Genomic DNA, 17,760 nt, shown 5'->3' on the forward strand with positions numbered 1-17,760 from the left:
ATATGAATAGGACAGAGCCGTTCAGGAGGATGTCCATGTCGTCGCTTCGCCCCATTGCCGCCTTTGCCCTCGCCGCCACCGCATCGGTGTCGCTGGCCGGCTGTGGCATCAATTCCGTGCCGACTGCGGAAGAGAACGCGAAGGCGCGCTGGGCGGATGTGCAGAACCAGTATCAGCGCCGCGCCGACCTGATCCCCAACCTCGTATCGACCGTGAAGGCGGCGGGCGCGCAGGAAAAGGACATCCTTGTTCAGGTTACACAGGCCCGCGCCGGCGCCAATCAGGTCAAGCTGAGCGGCGATCAGTTGACCGACCCCGCCAAGATGCAGGCATTCGAGCGCGCGCAAGGTGCGGTGACGCTGTCCTTGCAACGTTTGCAGGAAGCGTACCCCGAGCTCAAAAGCCAGGGCAATTACACCACGCTGATGAGCCAGCTGGAAGGCACCGAGAACCGCATCACCATCGCGCGTACCGACTACAACACCGCGGTACAGGCTTATAACACCCGCATCCGCACCTTCCCCGACGCCGTCGGTGCCCGCATCTTCTACGGCGCCAAACCGCTGACGCCGTTCGCGGCGACCACACCGGGCGCCGAACAGGCACCGACCGTCAACTTCGGGAATGCGAGCTGACGGGGATGATACGCGGCGTCCGGCTACTGGGGACCGTACGGGCGGCGATGCTGCTGGTGCTGGCGTGGCTGATCGTCGCGCCGGCGGCGGCGCAGACCTTTCCGAAATTCACCGGTCTCGTCGTCGATGCCGCCAATGTCCTGCCCCCGGAAACGGAGGCGGCGCTGACGGCGAAGCTGGAGGCTTTGCAGAAAGATACCCGGCGCCAGCTGGTGGTCGCGACGATCCCGGACCTGCAAGGCTATTCCAACGAGGAATATGGTTACAAGCTCGGTCGCGACTGGGGCGTGGGGTTGCGCGATGTTAACAACGGCGTGGTATTGTTCATCGCCCCCAATGCACCGGCCGGTCAGCGCGGTGCGCGGATCGAGGTCGGTCGCGGCCTCGAGCCGATCCTGACCGATGCCCTGTCTGGCGTCATCATCAACACCGACATGCTGCCGCGGCTGAAGGCGGGTGACATTCCCGGTGGGGTCACTGCCGGCGTCGATGCCATCGCGACGCAACTCCGCGCCTCGCCTGAGGAAGCGCAGGCGCGGCTGGACGCGGCGACGAAGCAATTCGATCAGGTCCACCGCCGCTCCGCCTCGAACGACAGCGGTGGCGGTGTGCCGTTCGGACTCGTCATCTGGGGAATCATCCTGCTGTTCGTGCTGATCCCGCTACTACGCGGGCGAAAGCGGGCGGGACCATGGGGCAAGCGCTATCGCAGCGATGGCGACGGCGGCACGCTGCCGATCGTATTGTGGAGCATCGCCAACGAGATCGGCCGTTCGCGCGGCAGCAGTTGGACTGGCGGGGGTTGGAGTGGCGGCGGCTCCGGTGGCGGCAGTGACGGCAGTTGGGGCGGCGGCGGCTTCACCGGTGGCGGTGGTGGCGATTTCGGAGGCGGTGGCGCCTCGGGGAGTTGGTGACATGCGCCTGACCGAAGCCGATCGCAACCGCGTCGCCGAGGCCGTGACCGCAGCGGAACGCGACACCGCGGGCGAAATCGTTACGATCGTTGCCCGGCGATCGGACAAATATCACGACGTGGCGCTGCACTGGACGGTGCTCGCGATGCTCCTGATGCTCGCGTTCCTGGCGTTCCGTCCCGGTGTGGCGATCTGGCTGCACGGCCTCGTCGCCGATCCCTGGGATGGCGCGCCCTCGCCCGGCGGCCTGTTCACCGTCGCGCTGGTGTTGCTGGTGGTCACCTTTCTCGTCGTACGGCTGGTCCTGGCGTGGATGCCGCTACGCCTCGCGTTGACACCGGGCGGCACCGAAGCGCGCCGCGTCCATGCCCGCGCGCTCGCACTCTTTCGGGCAAGTGCCGAGACGCGCACGCGCAATGCCACCGGCGTGCTGCTCTACCTGTCGCTCGACGAACACCGTGCCGAGATCATCGCCGACGCGACGATCCACGCTCGCGTGGAACCGGATGTCTGGGGCGAAGCGATGGCCGCGTTGCTCGAAGCGACGCGCGACGGCCGGCCCGGCGACGGCATGGTCGCGGCGATCCGACGGATCGGCATCGTCCTTGCCGAACACGTCCCGCCCGCAGCGCACGACATCAACGAACTTCCGGACCGATTGATCGAACTATGACCATTGATACCGTGTGGCAGGGCAAATACCTTTCCGTTCGCAAGGCCGGCAGCTGGGAATATGCCGAGCGAGTCGGTTCGATCACCGCTGCGGTAATCGTCGCGATCGATGGCGAGGGCCAGTTGCTGCTTGTCGAACAGCATCGCGTGCCGCTTGGCCGCACCTGTCTCGAACTTCCCGCCGGACTGGTCGGTGACGAAAACGCCGGCGAAGACGTCGCCGATGCGGCACGCCGCGAACTGGAAGAGGAAACCGGCTATCTCGCGACGATCGTCGAGGAACGCGGCGAATTCTACTCCTCGCCGGGCATGACCTCGGAAAGCTTCACTCTCGTCGTCGCGACCGGCCTCACCCGCACCGGCGATGGCGGCGGCGATGCGCAGGAGAACATCACCGTCCACCGCGTCGCACCGGAAGCGGTTGCCGGCTTCGTTGCCGAAAAGCGCCGCGCCGGCGTTGCGATCGACGCCAAGATGCTGTTGCTGCTCGGCAGCGGATTGCTCGCCGAAATCGCAGGGCAATAACGCGTCTACACGCGAAAAATCTTGGCCTTACCGGAAATTATCGGCGTAAGCCTGCAGCTTCAACTTGCGCTCCGGCGCCGCGATCAGTTCGTAATCGAAGCCTTGCGCCTCGCAATACGCCACCGCAGCCTCTTGCGAGGGGAAGCTCAACTTCACCTGGTCGCGCGTGTCGCCACTGCCGGCCCAGCCGGTCAGCGGATCGGGCTGCTTCGCTTCGGCGGGTTCGAATTCGAGGGCCCAGGTGTGCGTCCGGGCCTTGCCGGACTGCATCGCGTTCTTGGGGCGCTGAAATATACGGGCGGTAGGCATAGATTGTTCCTTTAGCGTGTCGTGGAGGCACGCGCATCAGCCTTTTTGGTGCGGAGCGTCGCCGACGCCGCGGCTGGATCGTCTGGCCACGGATGTTTGGGGTAACGCCCCCGCATCTCCTTCGCCACCGCAGTCCAGCTGCCAGCCCAGAACCCGGGCAGATCGCGCGTCGTCTGGATCGGTCGTCCCGCGGGTGAGGTCAGGCTCAGTACCAGCGGCACCCGCTCCGATCCGATCGACGGATGCTCGCCGAGCCCGAACAGCGCCTGCACCCGCAGCTCTACCCGCGGTCCGCCCTCGGCCGCATAGTCGATGGCGTGCGTGCTCCCCGCCGGGCTAGTGAAGTCCGCCGGCGCCAGGCGGTCGACCTGCCGCATCGCATCCCAGCCGACCAGTCCACGAATCGCATCGGTCAACGCACCCGCCGGGATCGCGTCCAGCCGCCGCCGTCCCTCCAGCAACGGCGGCAACCATTCCTCAAGCCGTTCGGCCATCAAAGCCTCGATCGCAACGCCGGCATAGGCAGCCCGCGCCCGCAACGCCTGCGCCCCCGCGCTCCAAGGCAGCAGCGCAAGACCGTGCGCCCGCACTCCATCCAGCAACGCCGCCACGACCGCCGCAGGATCGGCCTGCGGATCGGGGCCGGACGACAGGCGCAACGCCCCCAGCCGCCGCTCGCGCAACGTCGTCACCCCGCCGCCGACCGGATCGAACTCCACCGTTCGCCGTGTCTCGATCTGCTGCCCGAACAGCCGCTCGATCGTCGCCAGTGTGATCGGCGCGGCGGCAAGAATGCGCGCAGCCGAAGCTGCGCCCTGCGTTTCGGCCACCGCCAGCCACTCCGCCCGTGCCAGCGCCGTCGTCGGATCAAGCCTGAATCCGCGGCCCCCGACCGAGGCCCAATATTCACCGCTCGCATCCCGTCGTCGCGCGATCCGATCGGGAAATGCGAGCGCGATCGGCACCTCCACACCCTCCCCGAACTCCCCGTCGCCACCACCTACGCCGCCGGCGCTTCCCGCAAAACCCGCCCAGCGCTCCGCCAGCCGACGCGCCGCCACCGCCTTGGTGCCGCGTTCGGTCCGCCAGCGCCGCAGCCGCGTGTCGAGATCGGGGTCGTCTCCACCCAACCCACGTTCCGACAGCAGCACCGCGACCGCCGCCGCGATCCGCCCCTGCCCGATGTCTCCTGCGCGCAGCAGCATGTGCGCGAGACGCGGGGACATCGGTATGCCCGCGATCCGGCGCCCGTGCGCGGTCGGCCGTCCGTCGCCATCGATCGCCTGCAGCGTCGCCAGCCGCTCGCGCGCTTCCGCCACCGCTGCGGCCGGCGGCGGGTCGATCCACGCCAGATCGCGCGGATCGCCGACGCCCCACAGGGCACTCGCCAGCACCAGCCCCGACAGATCGGCTTCCAGTATCTCGGGCGGATCGAAGCGCGGCAGGCCGCCGGTGGCCGCTTCTTCCCACAGCCGATACGCCACGCCGGGTCCCAGTCGTGCGGCCCGGCCCGCGCGTTGCGTCACCGCCGCCTGACTCGCCCGCTCGGTCACCAGCCGCGTCATGCCCGCCGCACGATCGTACCGAGGGCGGCGGGCGAGACCCGAATCGACGACGATGCCGATGCCATCCAGCGTTAGGCTCGTCTCGGCGATCGACGTCGCCAGCACCAGCTTGCGTCGCCCGTCCGGCTCCGGCCGGATCGCCGCGCGCTGCGCCGCGGGATCGAGGCTGCCGTGCAAGGCGTGAATGACGATATCCTCGGGCAGGTTGCCGAGCCGCTCCGCGGTCCGTTCGATCTCGGCGACCCCCGGCAGGAATGCCAGCACGCCACCCTCCGCCTCGCGCAACGCCTGCCGGATCGCGGCCGTCATCGCATCCTCGATCCGCACCTCGCTTGCCCGTCCGAGATGCCGCAACGCCAGCGGATAGCTCCGCCCCTCGCTTTCCACGACCGGCGCATCGCCCATCAACGCGGCGAACCGCACGCCGTCCAGTGTCGCCGACATAGCCACCAGCCGCAGGTCCGGTCGTAGCGCGCCCTGCGCATCAAGCGCCATCGCCAGCCCGAAATCACCGTCCAGGCTGCGTTCGTGTACTTCGTCGAACAGCACGGCCGACACGCCGGTCAGTTCGGGATCGGACTGGATCCGTGCAACGAAGATGCCTTCGGTCACCACCGTCACCCGCGTCGCCGCCGACCGCCGGCTGTCCATCCGCGTCGCATAGCCGAACGTATTGCCGATCGGCTCGCCCGCCAGCGTCGCCATCCGCTCCGCCGCCGCGCGCGCCGGCAGCCGCCGCGGCGACAGCACCAGCACTTCGCCGTCGCACCATGACTCGGCAAGCAGTGCCGGGGCGACCGCCGTCGTCTTGCCCGCCCCCGGCGGCGCGACCAGCACCGCATTGCTCCCCACGCACAGCGCGGCGAGCAGATCGGGCAAGACGGCAAGGATCGGCAGATCGGTCACGACGCGGCGCCCTTGCCACGGATCGCCACGCGACGCGACAGGGTGTGGCTGCTATGACTGTTCCCGCAATCATCAAGGAGACGCGCGATGGGCCTGTTGGACGGCATCCTCGGCCAGGTGGCCGGCAATCCCGAGATCGCCAATCTCGCAGCAAAGATAGGCCTGTCCCCCGAACAGGTTACCGCCGCCATCTCTGCCCTCGGTGCCGCGCACGTCCAGCCGGGGGACACCGTTAGCGGCGCGGCCGACTCGACCGGCCTGTCGCCCGACGTGCTGCAACAGATCCTCGCTCACCTCGGCGGCGAAGGTGCGTTGGGCAACCTGGGCGCGCTGCTCGGCGGTACGGGTGGAGCCGGTGGAGCCGGTGGGCTGGGCGGCATGCTGGGCGGCCTTGGCGGCATGTTCGGTAAGTCGTGATCCATCCTCTCGTCGCCCCGGACGTGTTCCCGGGTCACGGCAGGACGGGAGGCCGACGTTCGGACCTCGCCATCGCGTCCTGGCATTTGCTGCCCCCGCTCTGGTAGCGACAAGCGTACATCACGATCGGGCTGGACCATTGGGCGGACATCATCACCACGGGCATGGCCCCGGACACCATCACGGCCATGATCATGGTCACGGCCACGCCCCTGCGTCGTTCGATCGCGCCTTCGCGATCGGCATCGCGCTCAACATCGCCTACGTCCTCGCCGAAGCGGGCGCGGGAATGTGGACCGGCTCGGTGGCCCTGCTCGCCGATGCGGGCCACAATCTTTCGGACGTCCTCGGCCTCGCCGTCGCATGGGGCGGGGCCGCGCTCGCGCGCAGTGCACCCACCAAGCGCTTCACCTACGGGCTAAAAGGCTCGACGATCCTCGCCGCGCTCGCCAACGCGTTGTTCCTGCTCGTGGCGCTGGGCGCAATCGTGATGGAGGCGGTGCAGCGGTTCGACGATCCTCCCGTCGTTGCGGGCTTGACCGTCTCGATCGTCGCCAGCATCGGCATCGCGATCAACGCGCTGACGGCATGGCTGTTCGCGCGGGGGCGCAAGGGCGACATCAACATCCGCGGCGCCTATCTGCACATGGTCAGCGACGCAGCGGTGTCGGCGGGCGTCGTCTTTGCCGGCATCGTCATCTGGTTCACCGGAATCGGCTGGATCGACCCGCTGGTCAGTCTGGTGATCGCCGCACTGATCCTGTGGCAGACCTGGGGTTTGCTACGCGAAACCGTGGAGATGTCGCTCGCCGCCGTGCCGCGCGCGATCGATTACGACGCCGTCACCACCGCCCTGATCGCCTTGCCCGGCGTGACGAAGGTCCACGATCTGCACATCTGGCCGATGTCCACTACCGAACCCGTGCTGACCGCGCATCTGGTCATCCCCGGCGGCTCTCCGGGCGACGGCTTCCTCGCCGCCGCACGCACGATGCTGCACGACCGGTTCGCGATCGGCCATGCGACGCTACAGGTGGAAACCGGCGATCAGTGCGACGGCTGTTGAAAGGCATTCAGGCGCAGGGGCAGACGGCGTAGCCGTACCTGCGTCCGTCAGTACGCCCGCGCGACCGCGAACTCGACCGCTTCGATCATCGCATCCTTGGCCTTGCCGTTGGCGAAGCCACCGATCGCGTCGATTGCGCGTTGGCCGTAATGCCGCGCGCGCGCCAACGTGTCGTCCACCGAGCGTGTCCGCCGTACCAGGTCGATCGCGTGCGCGAAATCCTCGTCCGCCGCACGCCGCCCCTCGATCGCATCCTTCCAGAACTTGCGATCGTCGGCGTCGCCCCGCGCATAGGCCAGGATCACCGGCAGCGTCATCTTGCCTTCGCGGAAGTCGTCGCCCGCATCCTTGCCCATCGTTCCCGCGTCCGACACGTAATCGATCGCGTCGTCGACCAGCTGGAAGGCGATGCCCAGATTGCGGCCATAGGCGTCCAGCGCCGCCTCCTCGCCCTCGCTTCGCTCCGCCACGACAGCGGAAATGCGACACGCGGCAGCGAACAGCGCCGCCGTCTTCGCGTTGATGATATCGAGGTAGCGATCCTCGCCCAGATCGATGCGCCGTGCCGCGGTCAGCTGGTTGACCTCGCCCTCCGCGATCACCGCGGAGGCGTTCGACAGGATCTTCAGCACCTTCAGGCTGCCGTCCTCGACCATCAGCTCGAAACTGCGGCTGAACAGGAAATCGCCGACCAGCACGCTCGCCGGATTGCCCCAGATGATGTTGGCGGTGCGCTTGCCGCGGCGCAGGTCGCTGCCGTCGACGACGTCGTCGTGCAGCAAGGTCGCGGTGTGGATGAACTCGACCGACGCCGCCAGCCGGTGGTGGCGCGTGCCGGTGTAGCCGATCAGCCGCGCGCTCGCGAGCGTCAGCATCGGCCGCATCCGCTTGCCGCCCCCGGCGATCAGATGGCCGGCAAGCTCCGGAATCAGCGGGATCTGCGACTGCATGCGGTCGAGGATCACCTGATTGACGGCGTTCATGTCGCCCGCGACCAACTGGAGCATCGGCTCCAGCGAGGGCTCGCGGTTGTCGAGGCGGTGGATGGTAGCGGACATCTCGCCCCGCGCTCTGGCCCCTCGCCCGCGCGAACGCAAGTCTTGCTCGCAGCCGCAACACACCCCATGGGACAGGAAATCGGGCGGCAAAGGGCCACGACATGAGCGACGACGTGCTGCAGGGCTACCGCAAGAGCATCGACAATATCGATGCGGCGCTCGTCCACCTGCTCGCCGAACGCTTCAAGGTGACGCAGGCGGTGGGCCGGCACAAGGCGACATCGGGCCTGCCAGCCGCCGATCCGGGCCGCGAGGAACGCCAGATCGCCCGCCTGCGCCAGATGGCCGAAGAGGCGGAGCTGGACCCAGAATTCAGCGAGAAGTTCCTCCGCTTCATCATCGACGAGGTGATCCGCCACCACGAGAAGTTGCGCGGGTGAGCCGCGTCACCACGTGTCCGGCGTGATCGCCGCCCTGCTCCTCGCCGCCGTGGCACCGGCCGCCGTCGCCGATCCGCACGCGGCGATCCTAGGTATATGGCACAATCCCAAGAACAGCGTGGCGGTGCGCACCGGCCGCTGCGGTGACAAGCTCTGCGGCTGGGTGATCCGCGCGACTGAAAAGGCGAAGACCGACGTCGCCAGCAAGGGGTATCCGCCGCTGCTCGGCACCGCGCTGCTGCGTGAATATAGAAGGAACGGCAAGAATCGCTGGTCCGGGCAGATATACGTGCCCGATATGGGCCGGGCATTCGGATCGACCGTGACGATGATCGACGCCGACACGCTGAACGTGAAGGGCTGCCTGATCGGCGGCATGCTCTGCAAATCGCAAATCTGGCGCCGCGACTGATGGCCGGTGCGTTCATCGCGATCGAGGGCGTCGACGGGTCGGGCAAGAGCGGCGTCGTCCGCCACCTGATCGCCAGCTTGCGGGCCCAGGGGCACGACGTGCTCGGCACCCGCGAACCCGGCGGTACGCCGCAGGGGGAGGCGTTGCGTGGCCTGCTACTTGCGGGCGAAGACGAAGCCTGGGATCCGCGCGCCGAATTGCTGCTGATGACCGCCGCGCGCGTTCAGCATGTCGCCCGCATCGTGTTGCCGGCGGTGGCGGCGGGGCGTGTGGTGGTGTCCGATCGCTACGCCGGATCGACGCTCGCCTATCAGGGCGCAGGCCGTGGAATGGCCGAGCGGTTGATCCGGGATCTGCATGCTGCCGTGGTGGACGACGTGTGGCCCGACCTGACGCTGGTGCTCGACCTCGACCCGGCGGTGGGACTGGCACGCAGCCGCAAGCGGCTGGCGGTCGATGCGGTGGACGAGGGCCGGTTCGAAAGTCTCGACCTCGCCTTCCACCAGCGCATTCGCGCCGCCTTCCTCGCTCAGGCGGCGGCGGCACCGGAACGACACGTCGTGGTGGACGCCGGCGGCACGCCCGACGAGGTGCAGGCCGCGGCGCTTGCTACGTTGGTGCGGTTTCTGGAACGGTAGGTCACCCTCACCCCGCGCGAAAGGGTGAGGACGACAATCAGAGGTAACGCCGGTTACTTCCCCGTCCACGCCCCCGGACGTTTCTCGACGAACGCCGCCATGCCCTCCTTCTGGTCGGCGGTGCCGAACAGCCCGTGGAACAGCCGCCGCTCGAACTGCACGCCCTGCGACAGCGTCGTCTCGAACGCCGCGTTGACCATTTCCTTGTTCGCCAGCACCGCCAGCGGTGCCATGCCGGCGATCGTCGCGGCGGTCTTCACCGCCTCATCGACCAGATCGGCGGCGGGGATCACCCGGCTGACCAGCCCGGCGCGCTCCGCCTCGGCGGCGTCCATCATCCGACCGGTCAGGCACATCTCCATCGCCTTCGCCTTGCCGACCGCGCGCGCCAGCCGCTGCGAACCACCCATGCCGGGACTGACCGCCAGCTTCACCTCGGGCTGGCCGAACTTCGCGCTGTCGGCGGCCAGGATGAAGTCGCACATCATCGCCAGCTCGCATCCTCCGCCCAGCGCGTAGCCCGCCACTGCGGCGATGATCGGCTTGCGCGTCGCGGTCAGCCTTTCGTAGCCGCTGAAGTGGTTGCGGCCGTACATCGCGGCGAAGTCCATCGCCTGCATTTCCTTGATGTCCGCCCCCGCCGCGAACGCCTTGGCGCTGCCGGTCAATACCGCGCAGCCCTGCGAGTCGTCGGCATCGAACGCCGCGAGCGCCGCCAGCAGGTCGTCCAGCACCTGTGCGTTGAGGGCATTCAGCGCCTCCGGCCGGTTGAGCGTGATGAGCGTCACACGATCGCGCCGCTCGACGAGGATGGTCTGGTATTCGGCCACGGAAACTCTCCTTATGCGGGCGTCCACGCGTCCGCTTCCGGCAGCGGCGCGAAGATCTGGTCGATGACGTGATCGGTAACGCCGGCGGGCGTGGCGGGCTGCCAGCGCGGCGCATTGTCCTTGTCGACGATCACCGCACGCACACCTTCCAGAAAATCGTGGCGCTGCACGACGCGGCTGGCGACGGCATATTCCTGTGCCATCTCGTCGGCGAAGCTCTGCATCAGCCCGCCGTCGTATAGCAGCCGCAGCGACACCTTCATCGCCTGCGGACTTTTGGTCCGCAGCACCGCAAGTTGTGCCTGCGCGAACGCGCCATCGTCCGCCTCCAGCGCGGCGAACACCTCCTCCAGCGTGTCCGCAGCGAACAGCCGGTCGATGTCGGCGCGATGCGCCACCAGCTTCGGCTCGGGTGGCGCGATGCTCACTCGATCGAGGATCGCCTCGATCCCCTGCGGGTCGGCGACGATCCCCACCTTCGCCCCTTCCAGCGCCGTAGCCGGCAGATAATGCGTCGCCAGTCCCAGTGCGTGCGCTTCCGCACCATCCAGGCGGTGCCCGGTCAATGCCAGAAACTGGCCGATCCGCCCCGGCAGCCGCGACAGGAACCAGCCGCCGCCCACGTCGGGGAACAGGCCGATCCCGGTTTCCGGCATGGCGAAGCGCGTGTTTTCGGTCGCGATGCGATAGCGGCAGGGCAAGGCGATGCCGACGCCGCCGCCCATCGTCACGCCGTCCATGAAGGCCACCGTCGGCTTGGCATAGGCGAACAGCCGATGATTGAGGCGGTATTCGGTGTGGAAGAACGCCCGCGCTGCCAAACCATCGGCCGCGCCGCTCTCGCTCAGCATGCGGATGTCGCCACCGGCGCAGAAGCCGCGACCTTCGGCATGGTCCAGCATGACCGCCGCGACGTTAGCATCGGCGCGCCATGCCTCCAGCGCCGCCAGCATCCCCTCACACATCGAAAGGTTCAGCGCGTTCAGCGCCTTGGGTCGGTTCAGGCGAAGCCGTCCGACGGCGCCTTCGGTCGTGGTCAGCAGATCGTCGCTCATACCGGCAGCCTTTGACCCGCGGCACGCCCCACGTCCATACCGGACAGACGAAAACCTGCTCCAGGTGTTTGACACATATCGGGCAAGCGCTCATTTCACCGCCCATGTCCTCCATCCCCTCTGCGCCGACGCCCGCCCCTGCTGCCTGGCCGGTCGGCGGCGGCGAATGCGGCGCGCTGATTCGCGCATTCGACTGGAGCCGCACGCCGCTCGGTCCGGTCCACGACTGGTCGCCCGCGCTACGGACGACGGTGAGCAACATCGTCAATTCGCCGGTGCCCAAGGTGCTGATGTGGGGCGCTGGCCACATCATGATCTATAACGACGGTTACGCCCGCGTTGCCGGTGGTCGCCATCCGCAGGCGCTCGGTGCGGACGTCGGGTCGGTGTGGCCCGACCTGTGGGAGTGGAATCGCGATATCCTGATGCGCGGGTTCGCCGGAGAGGTCGTCGCCTTCCACGATCAGCCGATGATGCTCGCCCGTGACGACGGCGCGGCGCAACGTTTCTTCCTCGACCTGTTCTACACCCCAGTCCATCTCGACGACGGCAGCGTCGGCGGCGTCATGTGTACGGTCATCGACAACACCGCCCGGATCGGCGCGGAGGTCGCCGTCGCCGCCAGCGCGAAGGAATTGCGCGCGATCACCGATGCGTTGCCGGTGCTGATCTCCTATGTCGGCGCGGACCACGTCTATCGCTTCGCCAACAGCTACTACCTCGACTGGTTCGGCCTGACGCCGGACCAGGTGACCGGACGACACTTGCGCGACGTACTCGGCGCGGAGATCTACGCCGAGCGCCTGCCGCTGATCGAGCGTGCGCTTGCCGGCGAATCGATCCGGTCCGAAGGGCGCATGTCGCACCGCGACGGCAGCTTCCGCCGTGCCGACATCCGGTACCTGCCCCGCGCCGACGCTGACGGAACCATCCTCGGCTTTCACGTCCTCGTCACCGATGTCGAGGAACGGGCGCAGCGCGAGGCGGCGGTGCGGGTCAGCAACGATCGCTTCCGCGCGGCGATGGAGGCGGTGCACGGTGTGTTGTGGACCAACACCGCCGATGGCCGGATGCTGGGCGAACAGCCGGGCTGGAGCGCGCTGACCGGACAGGATGCCGAAGCCTACAGCGGTTATGGCTGGGCGAACGCCGTCCATCCCGACGATGCCGACGCGACCGTAGCGGCATGGAACGCCGCGGTCGCTGCCCGATCGATCTTCATCTTCGAACATCGCGTCCGCCGCCATGATGGCGCATGGCGCAACTGCCTGATCCGTGCGCTGCCGATCAAGGATGCCGCGGGCGAGATCGTCGAATGGGTCGGCGTCCACACGGACATCACCGAACAGCGCGCCGCCGAACAGACGCTGCGCGATCAGGCGGACCATCTGCAACGGCAGGTCCGCCATCGCGAGCGTGCCGAGGAACAACTGCGTCAGCTCAATGAAAACCTAGAAGCCCGCGTCATCGCCGAAATCGGCGAACGCCGCGCAGCCGAAGCGGCACTGGCACAGAGCCAGAAGATGGAGACGATCGGCAAGCTGACCGGCGGCGTCGCGCACGATTTCAACAATCTGCTCCAGGTCGTTTCCGGCAACCTCCAGTTGCTGTCGAAGGACATCGCGGGCAACGATCGCGCCGAACGCCGGGTATCGAATGCGATGGCCGGCGTCTCGCGCGGGTCGAAGCTCGCGGCGCAACTGCTCGCCTTCGGACGGCGTCAGGCGCTTGAGCCCAAGGTCGTCAACGTCACCCGCTTCGTACAGGGCATGGACGACATGCTGCGCCGTGCGATCGGCGAGGGGATCGAGGTCGAGACGGTTTTCGGCGGCGGCCTGTGGAACTGCTTCATTGATCCTGCGCAGATCGAGAATGCCTTGCTCAACCTCGCGATCAACGCGCGCGACGCGATGAACGGCACCGGCAAGCTGACGATCGAACTCGCCAACGCCCACCTCGACGACGCGTATGCGCTCCGTCACGAAGAGGTCGACGCGGGCCAGTACGTCATGCTCGCGGTCAGCGACACCGGCAGCGGCATGGCGCCCGATATCGTCGCCAAGGTATTCGAACCGTTCTTCTCGACCAAGTCGGAAGGCAAGGGATCCGGGCTTGGCCTGTCGATGGTCTATGGCTTCGTCAAACAGTCCGGCGGCCACGTGAAGATCTATTCGGAGGTCGGCGAAGGCACCACGATCAAGCTGTACCTGCCGCGCAGTCGCGAGGCGGAGGATGTCGAGGTTCAGGTCGACACCGGTGTGATCGAGGGCGGCACCGAAACGGTGCTGGTGGTGGAGGACGACGACGAGGTGCGCGCGACGGTGGTCGAGATGCTCGGCGACCTCGGCTATCGCGTGCTGAAGGCGGTCGATGCGCAAAGCGCGCTCAACGTCATCGAAAGCGGCATACCGATCGATATGCTGTTCACCGACGTGGTGATGCCCGGCACGCTCAAAAGCCCGGAACTCGCGCGCAAGGCGAAGGAGCGCCTGCCGGACCTCTCTGTGCTGTTCACCAGCGGCTATACCGAAAATTCGATCGTTCACGGCGGGCGGCTCGATGCCGGCGTAGAGCTGCTGTCCAAGCCCTATACCCGCGAGGCGCTGGCGCGGAAATTCCGCCACGTCCTTGCCAACCAGCGTCAGCGCAGCGCCGGGCTGGCCGCGCGAGAGCTGACCAGCGCCCCCGTCGCGTTACGTCCGCCGGCAGGCGCGAAGGGCCAGATCACCGTCCTGCTCGTCGAGGATGACGCAGTTATCCGGGCGACCACCGCCGAGCTGCTACAGGCCAGCGGCTATGTCGTGGTCGATGCGGCGAGCGCGGAGGATGCGATGACCGCGCTGCAAACCGTGCCGATCGATGCGCTGGTGACCGACGTCAACCTGCCCGGCGCCTCCGGCCCGGAATTCGCCATCACCGCTCGCGAGCTACGGCCAGGCGTCGGGATCGTCTTCGCGACGGGTGACACCGCCGCAGTACCGAGTGGCACCGGTGCGGTGCTGCTGGCCAAGCCCTACGGCATGGAGGCGCTTCAGGCTGCAATCGCAGCAGCCCTGCCTAATGGCGCGGCAAAGCCCCGGCAACTGGAAAAGGAAATATGATTCTCCCCGCGATGAGGGTCATGAAGCCGTGACGGAGGGGGAGGCAAGCTGCGCATTAGGCGAAGAACAGAGAAGCCTCCGCCATCGGTCGCATGTCCTCGTCCGCTAAAGCGCCGGTTGCGCCGGGTCAGCCATACGCAGCCTCCCACATCAGCGCCGTGATCTGCTCCTCGCCAACCGCGCTCATCGTCGTCACTCCATCCGCGATTGCCGCCTGCGCCACGACCATCGCGATCCGCAATGCCACATCCCGCAAGTTCTCGATCGGCGGCAGCAGCGTCTCCCCCTCTCCGCCCATTTCACCGAGCGCCCGCGCCGCCGCCATGAACATGCCGTCGGTCACCCGCGTCGCGCCCACCGCCAGTGCACCCAGTCCGACGCCGGGGAAGATGTAGACGTTGTTCACCTGCGTCACCCCCGCCACCCCGAACGGGCTGCCGGTGCCGACGATCGCACGGCCATCGGTCCATGCCAGCACGTCCGCGGGATGCGCCTCGGCCCGCGATACCGGATTGGAGAGCGGAAAGATCACCGGTCGGTCGCAGCCCGCAGCCATTGCCCGAACGACGGCTTCGGTGAAGCTGCCCGCCTGACCCGATGCGCCGATCAACACGGTCGGGCGCACCGCCTGCACCACTTCGAGCAATCCGAGATCGCCCTGCGCATCGCGTGCCCAACCCGCAACTTCGGCAGGATCGCGGGCCAGCAGCACCTGCGGCGGCGTCAGCTTCGCCATGTCCGACAGCACCAGCCCGTCGCGATCGACCGCCCATATCCGCGCCCGTGCGCCCGCCTCGTCCAGCCCCTCCGCGCGCAAGGCCTGCACCAGCAACTCGGCGACGCCGCTGCCTGCAGCCCCTGCGCCGAACAGCACGATCCGCTGCTCCGTCAGCGCCGCGCCGGTGCGACGGATCGCAGACAGCAGCGTCCCCACCGCAGTCGCTGCGGTGCCCTGGATATCGTCGTTGAAGCTCAGCAACCGGTCACGATAGCGCGCCAGCAGGTCGTAGGCGTTGTGTCCGGCGAAATCCTCCCATTGCAGCAGCACGTTCGGCCAGCGCGCCGCCACCGCCTCGACGAAGGTATCGACGAACGCCGCATAGTCCTCACCCCGGATGCGCGGGTTGCGCCAGCCGACGTAGAGCGGATCGTCGCGCAAGCCCGCATTGTCGGTGCCGACGTCGAGCAGGATCGGCAGCACCTCTGCCGGATGAATGCCCGCGCAGGCGGTGTATAGCGCCAGCTTGCCGATCGGAATGCCCATGCCGCCCGCACCCTGATCGCCCAGCCCAAGGATACGCTCGCCGTCGCTGACGACGATCACCTTCACCCGGTCTAGCGCGGGATCGGCGAGAATATCCGCGATCCGTTCGCGGTTGGGATAGCTCAGGAACAGCCCGCGCGGCTTGCGCCAGATCTCGCTGAACCGCTCGCACCCCGCGCCCACGGTCGGCGTGTAGACCAGCGGCAACATGCGCGGCAGGTCGGCCTGCACCAGCGCATGGAACAGCACCTCGTTCGAATCCTGCAATTCGCGCAGGAAGGCATAGCGATGGAAATCGTCCGCCATCCCGTCCAGCACCCGCCGCCGCCGCACGATCTGGCTTTCCAGCGTCCCCACATGCGGCGGCAGCAGGCCGTGCAGGCCGAGCCGGTCGCGCTCGGCTTCGGTAAACGCCGTCCCCTTGTTGGTCAGCGGATCGGACAACAGCGCGCGGGCGGCGGCATGGAATGCGGGGGACATGATCGATACCCTTCAGAAGCGAAAGCTGAGCCAGCCGGCGAGGAAATCGGAGCTCTTGAATCCCGCCTTCGTCAGCGACGGGCCGGCGGCGAGGTGTTCGTAGCGGCCGGTAAAGGACAGCCGCGGCGTGATCGACCAGATCGCCTGCAACCGGGCGACGTCGCCGATCTTGGCGTCGCCGATCCGCTGCGTCCCGGCGAAGGGCTGCCCGTTGGCGCGATAGACCGCGTCGGTGGTGCTGTCGCGCCAGGTCAGCTGGTATTCCGCGGTCAGCCGGACGTTCCTGATCGGCTGGAAGGTGACGTTTGGCGCCACCGCGATCAGGTTCGACGGGGTCAGGAAAAGGCCGTAGCTGTAATAGATATTGTTGCCGAACGGCGCATAGGCATCGCGCAGCTTGCCATTGCCATAACCGCCACCGCCACTCGCATAGTCGAAATGGACACCGACCCGCGGTGCGGTCTTCGCCTTGCCGATCCGGTACGTCTGCGCGAACAGCAATTGCCAGGCGTCGATGTCCTGATTGATGTAGTGGCCATATTGATGGTTGATCGTCCAGTCGATCGTCACCGGTCCGGCATCTCCCCAGATATGGGTGCCGATATAATAGCGCGTCGCCGGCCCGATCCGCCCGCCCCACGCGCCCACCGTGTTGCGCCGCCGCCAGAAAAAGGGGTCGATATACAGCTTCGATCCGCCCAGCCACGTCGTCGGTGCCGCAAAGCCCAGCGTCACGCCGGAAAACCGCCGCGCCGGATCGCTGACGTCGTCATCGGTGCCCAGATCGCCATATTGCGTCGGCTTCAGGTCGAACAGATCGGCTCGCACGCGGCTGCCCCGCGCCCATGCCCGGATGCCGTTCAGCGTATAGCGGATCGTATTGTTGTCGCGCTGCGACACGAGCAGGTTCGGCCCGTCGGTAAACTCCTGCCGGCCATAACGCGCGCCGATCGCCACGCCGGCGACCTCCGCATTGCCCTCGACGAAGGCCTGTTGCAGCACCAGATCGTTGCGCAACGTCGCCGCGGGGGCGCCGAGTTCGACGCCGGCGATGCCGCCGTGCGCGACCTCGGCGAAGGCGCGGAAATGCGGGCCGACGTGCAGATCGGCGCCCCCGACGATGCGGTTGATATCCTGCCGCTGGGCTCGCGCGTCCCGCAGGTTCGGGTTGGTGGTGTGATTGACCCGCAAGCGCAGCTCGCCCGACAGTGTCAGATAGACATCGCCATCGCCATCGAGCGGCAGGAACTTCAGCCGGTCGAGAATGTCGTCGCGCTTCTTGGGATCGCGCATCACCCGCCAATCCTCTGCCCAGCGCGACAGGTTGAAGCCGTTCGTCGTCGCACCGTCGCCCACGGCGGCGGAGGGATAGGATGTGACGATCGGCGTCGCGGGGTTGCGCGTCTGCCCGCTCTCGGTGGGTGCGACACTGGTTTGTGCATGGGCGGCAGTCGCGAGGGTGAGCAAGACGGTGGCGCCCAGGGCGCTGGTACGATGGAACATGGACGTGATCCTTTCTGGGGCGACCCGCGC

17 protein-coding genes are annotated in these 17,760 nt (G+C 67.5%); 10 read left to right on the top strand and 7 right to left on the bottom strand.

Going from position 1 to position 17,760, the window contains the following annotated elements:
- Nucleotides 1-29: 29 nt before the first annotated feature.
- The 4 genes from NF699_08375 to NF699_08390 are packed head-to-tail and all read left to right on the top strand — an operon-like array spanning nucleotide 30 to nucleotide 2,746.
- The gene (locus NF699_08375) at nucleotides 30-635 is read left to right on the top strand and encodes a LemA family protein (GenBank protein USU06656.1); all 606 of its coding nucleotides are present in this window, start codon (nucleotides 30-32) and stop codon (nucleotides 633-635) included.
- Nucleotides 636-640: 5 nt separating this feature from the next.
- Entirely contained in the window at nucleotides 641-1,549 is a 909-nt protein-coding gene (locus NF699_08380) for a TPM domain-containing protein (protein USU06657.1), read from the top strand.
- Nucleotide 1,550: 1 nt separating this feature from the next.
- Complete coding sequence (locus tag NF699_08385; protein USU06658.1) at nucleotides 1,551-2,222, top strand: hypothetical protein; 672 nt, start codon at nucleotides 1,551-1,553, stop codon at nucleotides 2,220-2,222.
- Nucleotides 2,219-2,746 carry an NUDIX hydrolase gene (locus tag NF699_08390; protein USU06659.1) on the top strand — a complete coding sequence of 176 codons (528 nt, stop codon included), beginning with the start codon at nucleotides 2,219-2,221 and terminating at the stop codon, nucleotides 2,744-2,746. The genes NF699_08385 and NF699_08390 overlap by 4 nt, the downstream gene beginning before the upstream one ends.
- 27 nt (nucleotides 2,747-2,773) lie before the next feature.
- On the opposite strand, the gene NF699_08395 is transcribed toward NF699_08390, so the two are convergent.
- Nucleotides 2,774-3,055: an ETC complex I subunit gene (locus NF699_08395; protein USU06660.1), complete on the bottom strand. Its 282-nt coding sequence runs from the start codon at nucleotides 3,053-3,055 to the stop codon at nucleotides 2,774-2,776.
- Nucleotides 3,056-3,066: 11 nt separating this feature from the next.
- The gene (gene hrpB / locus NF699_08400; protein ID USU06661.1) at nucleotides 3,067-5,526 is read right to left on the bottom strand and encodes an ATP-dependent helicase HrpB; all 2,460 of its coding nucleotides are present in this window, start codon (nucleotides 5,524-5,526) and stop codon (nucleotides 3,067-3,069) included.
- An 87-nt stretch (nucleotides 5,527-5,613) separates the two neighbouring features.
- Between hrpB and NF699_08405 the strand changes: the two genes are divergently transcribed.
- On the top strand, nucleotides 5,614-5,943 hold the full coding sequence (locus NF699_08405; GenBank protein ID USU06662.1) for a hypothetical protein: 330 nt from the start codon (nucleotides 5,614-5,616) through the stop codon (nucleotides 5,941-5,943).
- 139 nt (nucleotides 5,944-6,082) lie between these two features.
- Nucleotides 6,083-7,009, top strand: coding sequence for a cation diffusion facilitator family transporter (locus NF699_08410; GenBank protein ID USU06663.1), 927 nt, complete (start codon nucleotides 6,083-6,085; stop codon nucleotides 7,007-7,009).
- Between the two features lie 47 nt (nucleotides 7,010-7,056).
- Here NF699_08410 and NF699_08415 read toward each other — a convergent pair whose 3' ends face one another.
- Nucleotides 7,057-8,067, bottom strand: a complete 1,011-nt coding sequence (locus tag NF699_08415; protein USU06664.1) for a polyprenyl synthetase family protein — start codon at nucleotides 8,065-8,067, stop codon at nucleotides 7,057-7,059.
- Between the two features lie 101 nt (nucleotides 8,068-8,168).
- Between NF699_08415 and NF699_08420 the strand changes: the two genes are divergently transcribed.
- Genes NF699_08420 through tmk form a run of 3 tightly spaced genes read left to right on the top strand, consistent with a single transcriptional unit; the run spans nucleotide 8,169 to nucleotide 9,497 of the window.
- Nucleotides 8,169-8,447 (top strand): chorismate mutase, encoded by a 279-nt coding sequence (locus tag NF699_08420; protein USU06665.1) that lies wholly within the window; start codon nucleotides 8,169-8,171, stop codon nucleotides 8,445-8,447.
- Nucleotides 8,448-8,469: 22 nt separating this feature from the next.
- On the top strand, nucleotides 8,470-8,859 hold the full coding sequence (locus NF699_08425) for a DUF2147 domain-containing protein (protein ID USU06666.1): 390 nt from the start codon (nucleotides 8,470-8,472) through the stop codon (nucleotides 8,857-8,859).
- A complete protein-coding gene (gene tmk, locus NF699_08430; protein USU06667.1) occupies nucleotides 8,859-9,497 on the top strand; it encodes a dTMP kinase in 639 nt (212 codons plus the stop codon). Before NF699_08425 ends, tmk begins: the two co-directional genes overlap by 1 nt.
- A gap of 53 nt (nucleotides 9,498-9,550) precedes the next feature.
- On the opposite strand, the gene NF699_08435 is transcribed toward tmk, so the two are convergent.
- Together NF699_08435 and NF699_08440 are read right to left on the bottom strand one after the other, a co-directional pair.
- The gene (locus tag NF699_08435; protein ID USU06668.1) at nucleotides 9,551-10,327 is read right to left on the bottom strand and encodes an enoyl-CoA hydratase; all 777 of its coding nucleotides are present in this window, start codon (nucleotides 10,325-10,327) and stop codon (nucleotides 9,551-9,553) included.
- Between the two features lie 11 nt (nucleotides 10,328-10,338).
- Nucleotides 10,339-11,382, bottom strand: coding sequence for an enoyl-CoA hydratase/isomerase family protein (locus tag NF699_08440; GenBank protein USU06669.1), 1,044 nt, complete (start codon nucleotides 11,380-11,382; stop codon nucleotides 10,339-10,341).
- Between the two features lie 104 nt (nucleotides 11,383-11,486).
- Here NF699_08440 and NF699_08445 point away from each other — a divergent pair, with 104 nt between their 5' ends.
- Nucleotides 11,487-14,483: a PAS domain-containing protein gene (locus NF699_08445; GenBank protein USU06670.1), complete on the top strand. Its 2,997-nt coding sequence runs from the start codon at nucleotides 11,487-11,489 to the stop codon at nucleotides 14,481-14,483.
- A gap of 127 nt (nucleotides 14,484-14,610) precedes the next feature.
- Here NF699_08445 and NF699_08450 read toward each other — a convergent pair whose 3' ends face one another.
- A complete protein-coding gene (locus tag NF699_08450) occupies nucleotides 14,611-16,227 on the bottom strand; it encodes an NAD-dependent malic enzyme (protein ID USU06671.1) in 1,617 nt (538 codons plus the stop codon).
- Nucleotides 16,228-16,239: 12 nt separating this feature from the next.
- Complete coding sequence (locus NF699_08455; protein ID USU06672.1) at nucleotides 16,240-17,730, bottom strand: alginate export family protein; 1,491 nt, start codon at nucleotides 17,728-17,730, stop codon at nucleotides 16,240-16,242.
- Nucleotides 17,731-17,760 lie beyond the last annotated feature (30 nt).

The organism is Sphingomonadaceae bacterium OTU29LAMAA1, assembly GCA_024072375.1.
Lineage (GTDB): Bacteria > Pseudomonadota > Alphaproteobacteria > Sphingomonadales > Sphingomonadaceae > Sphingomonas.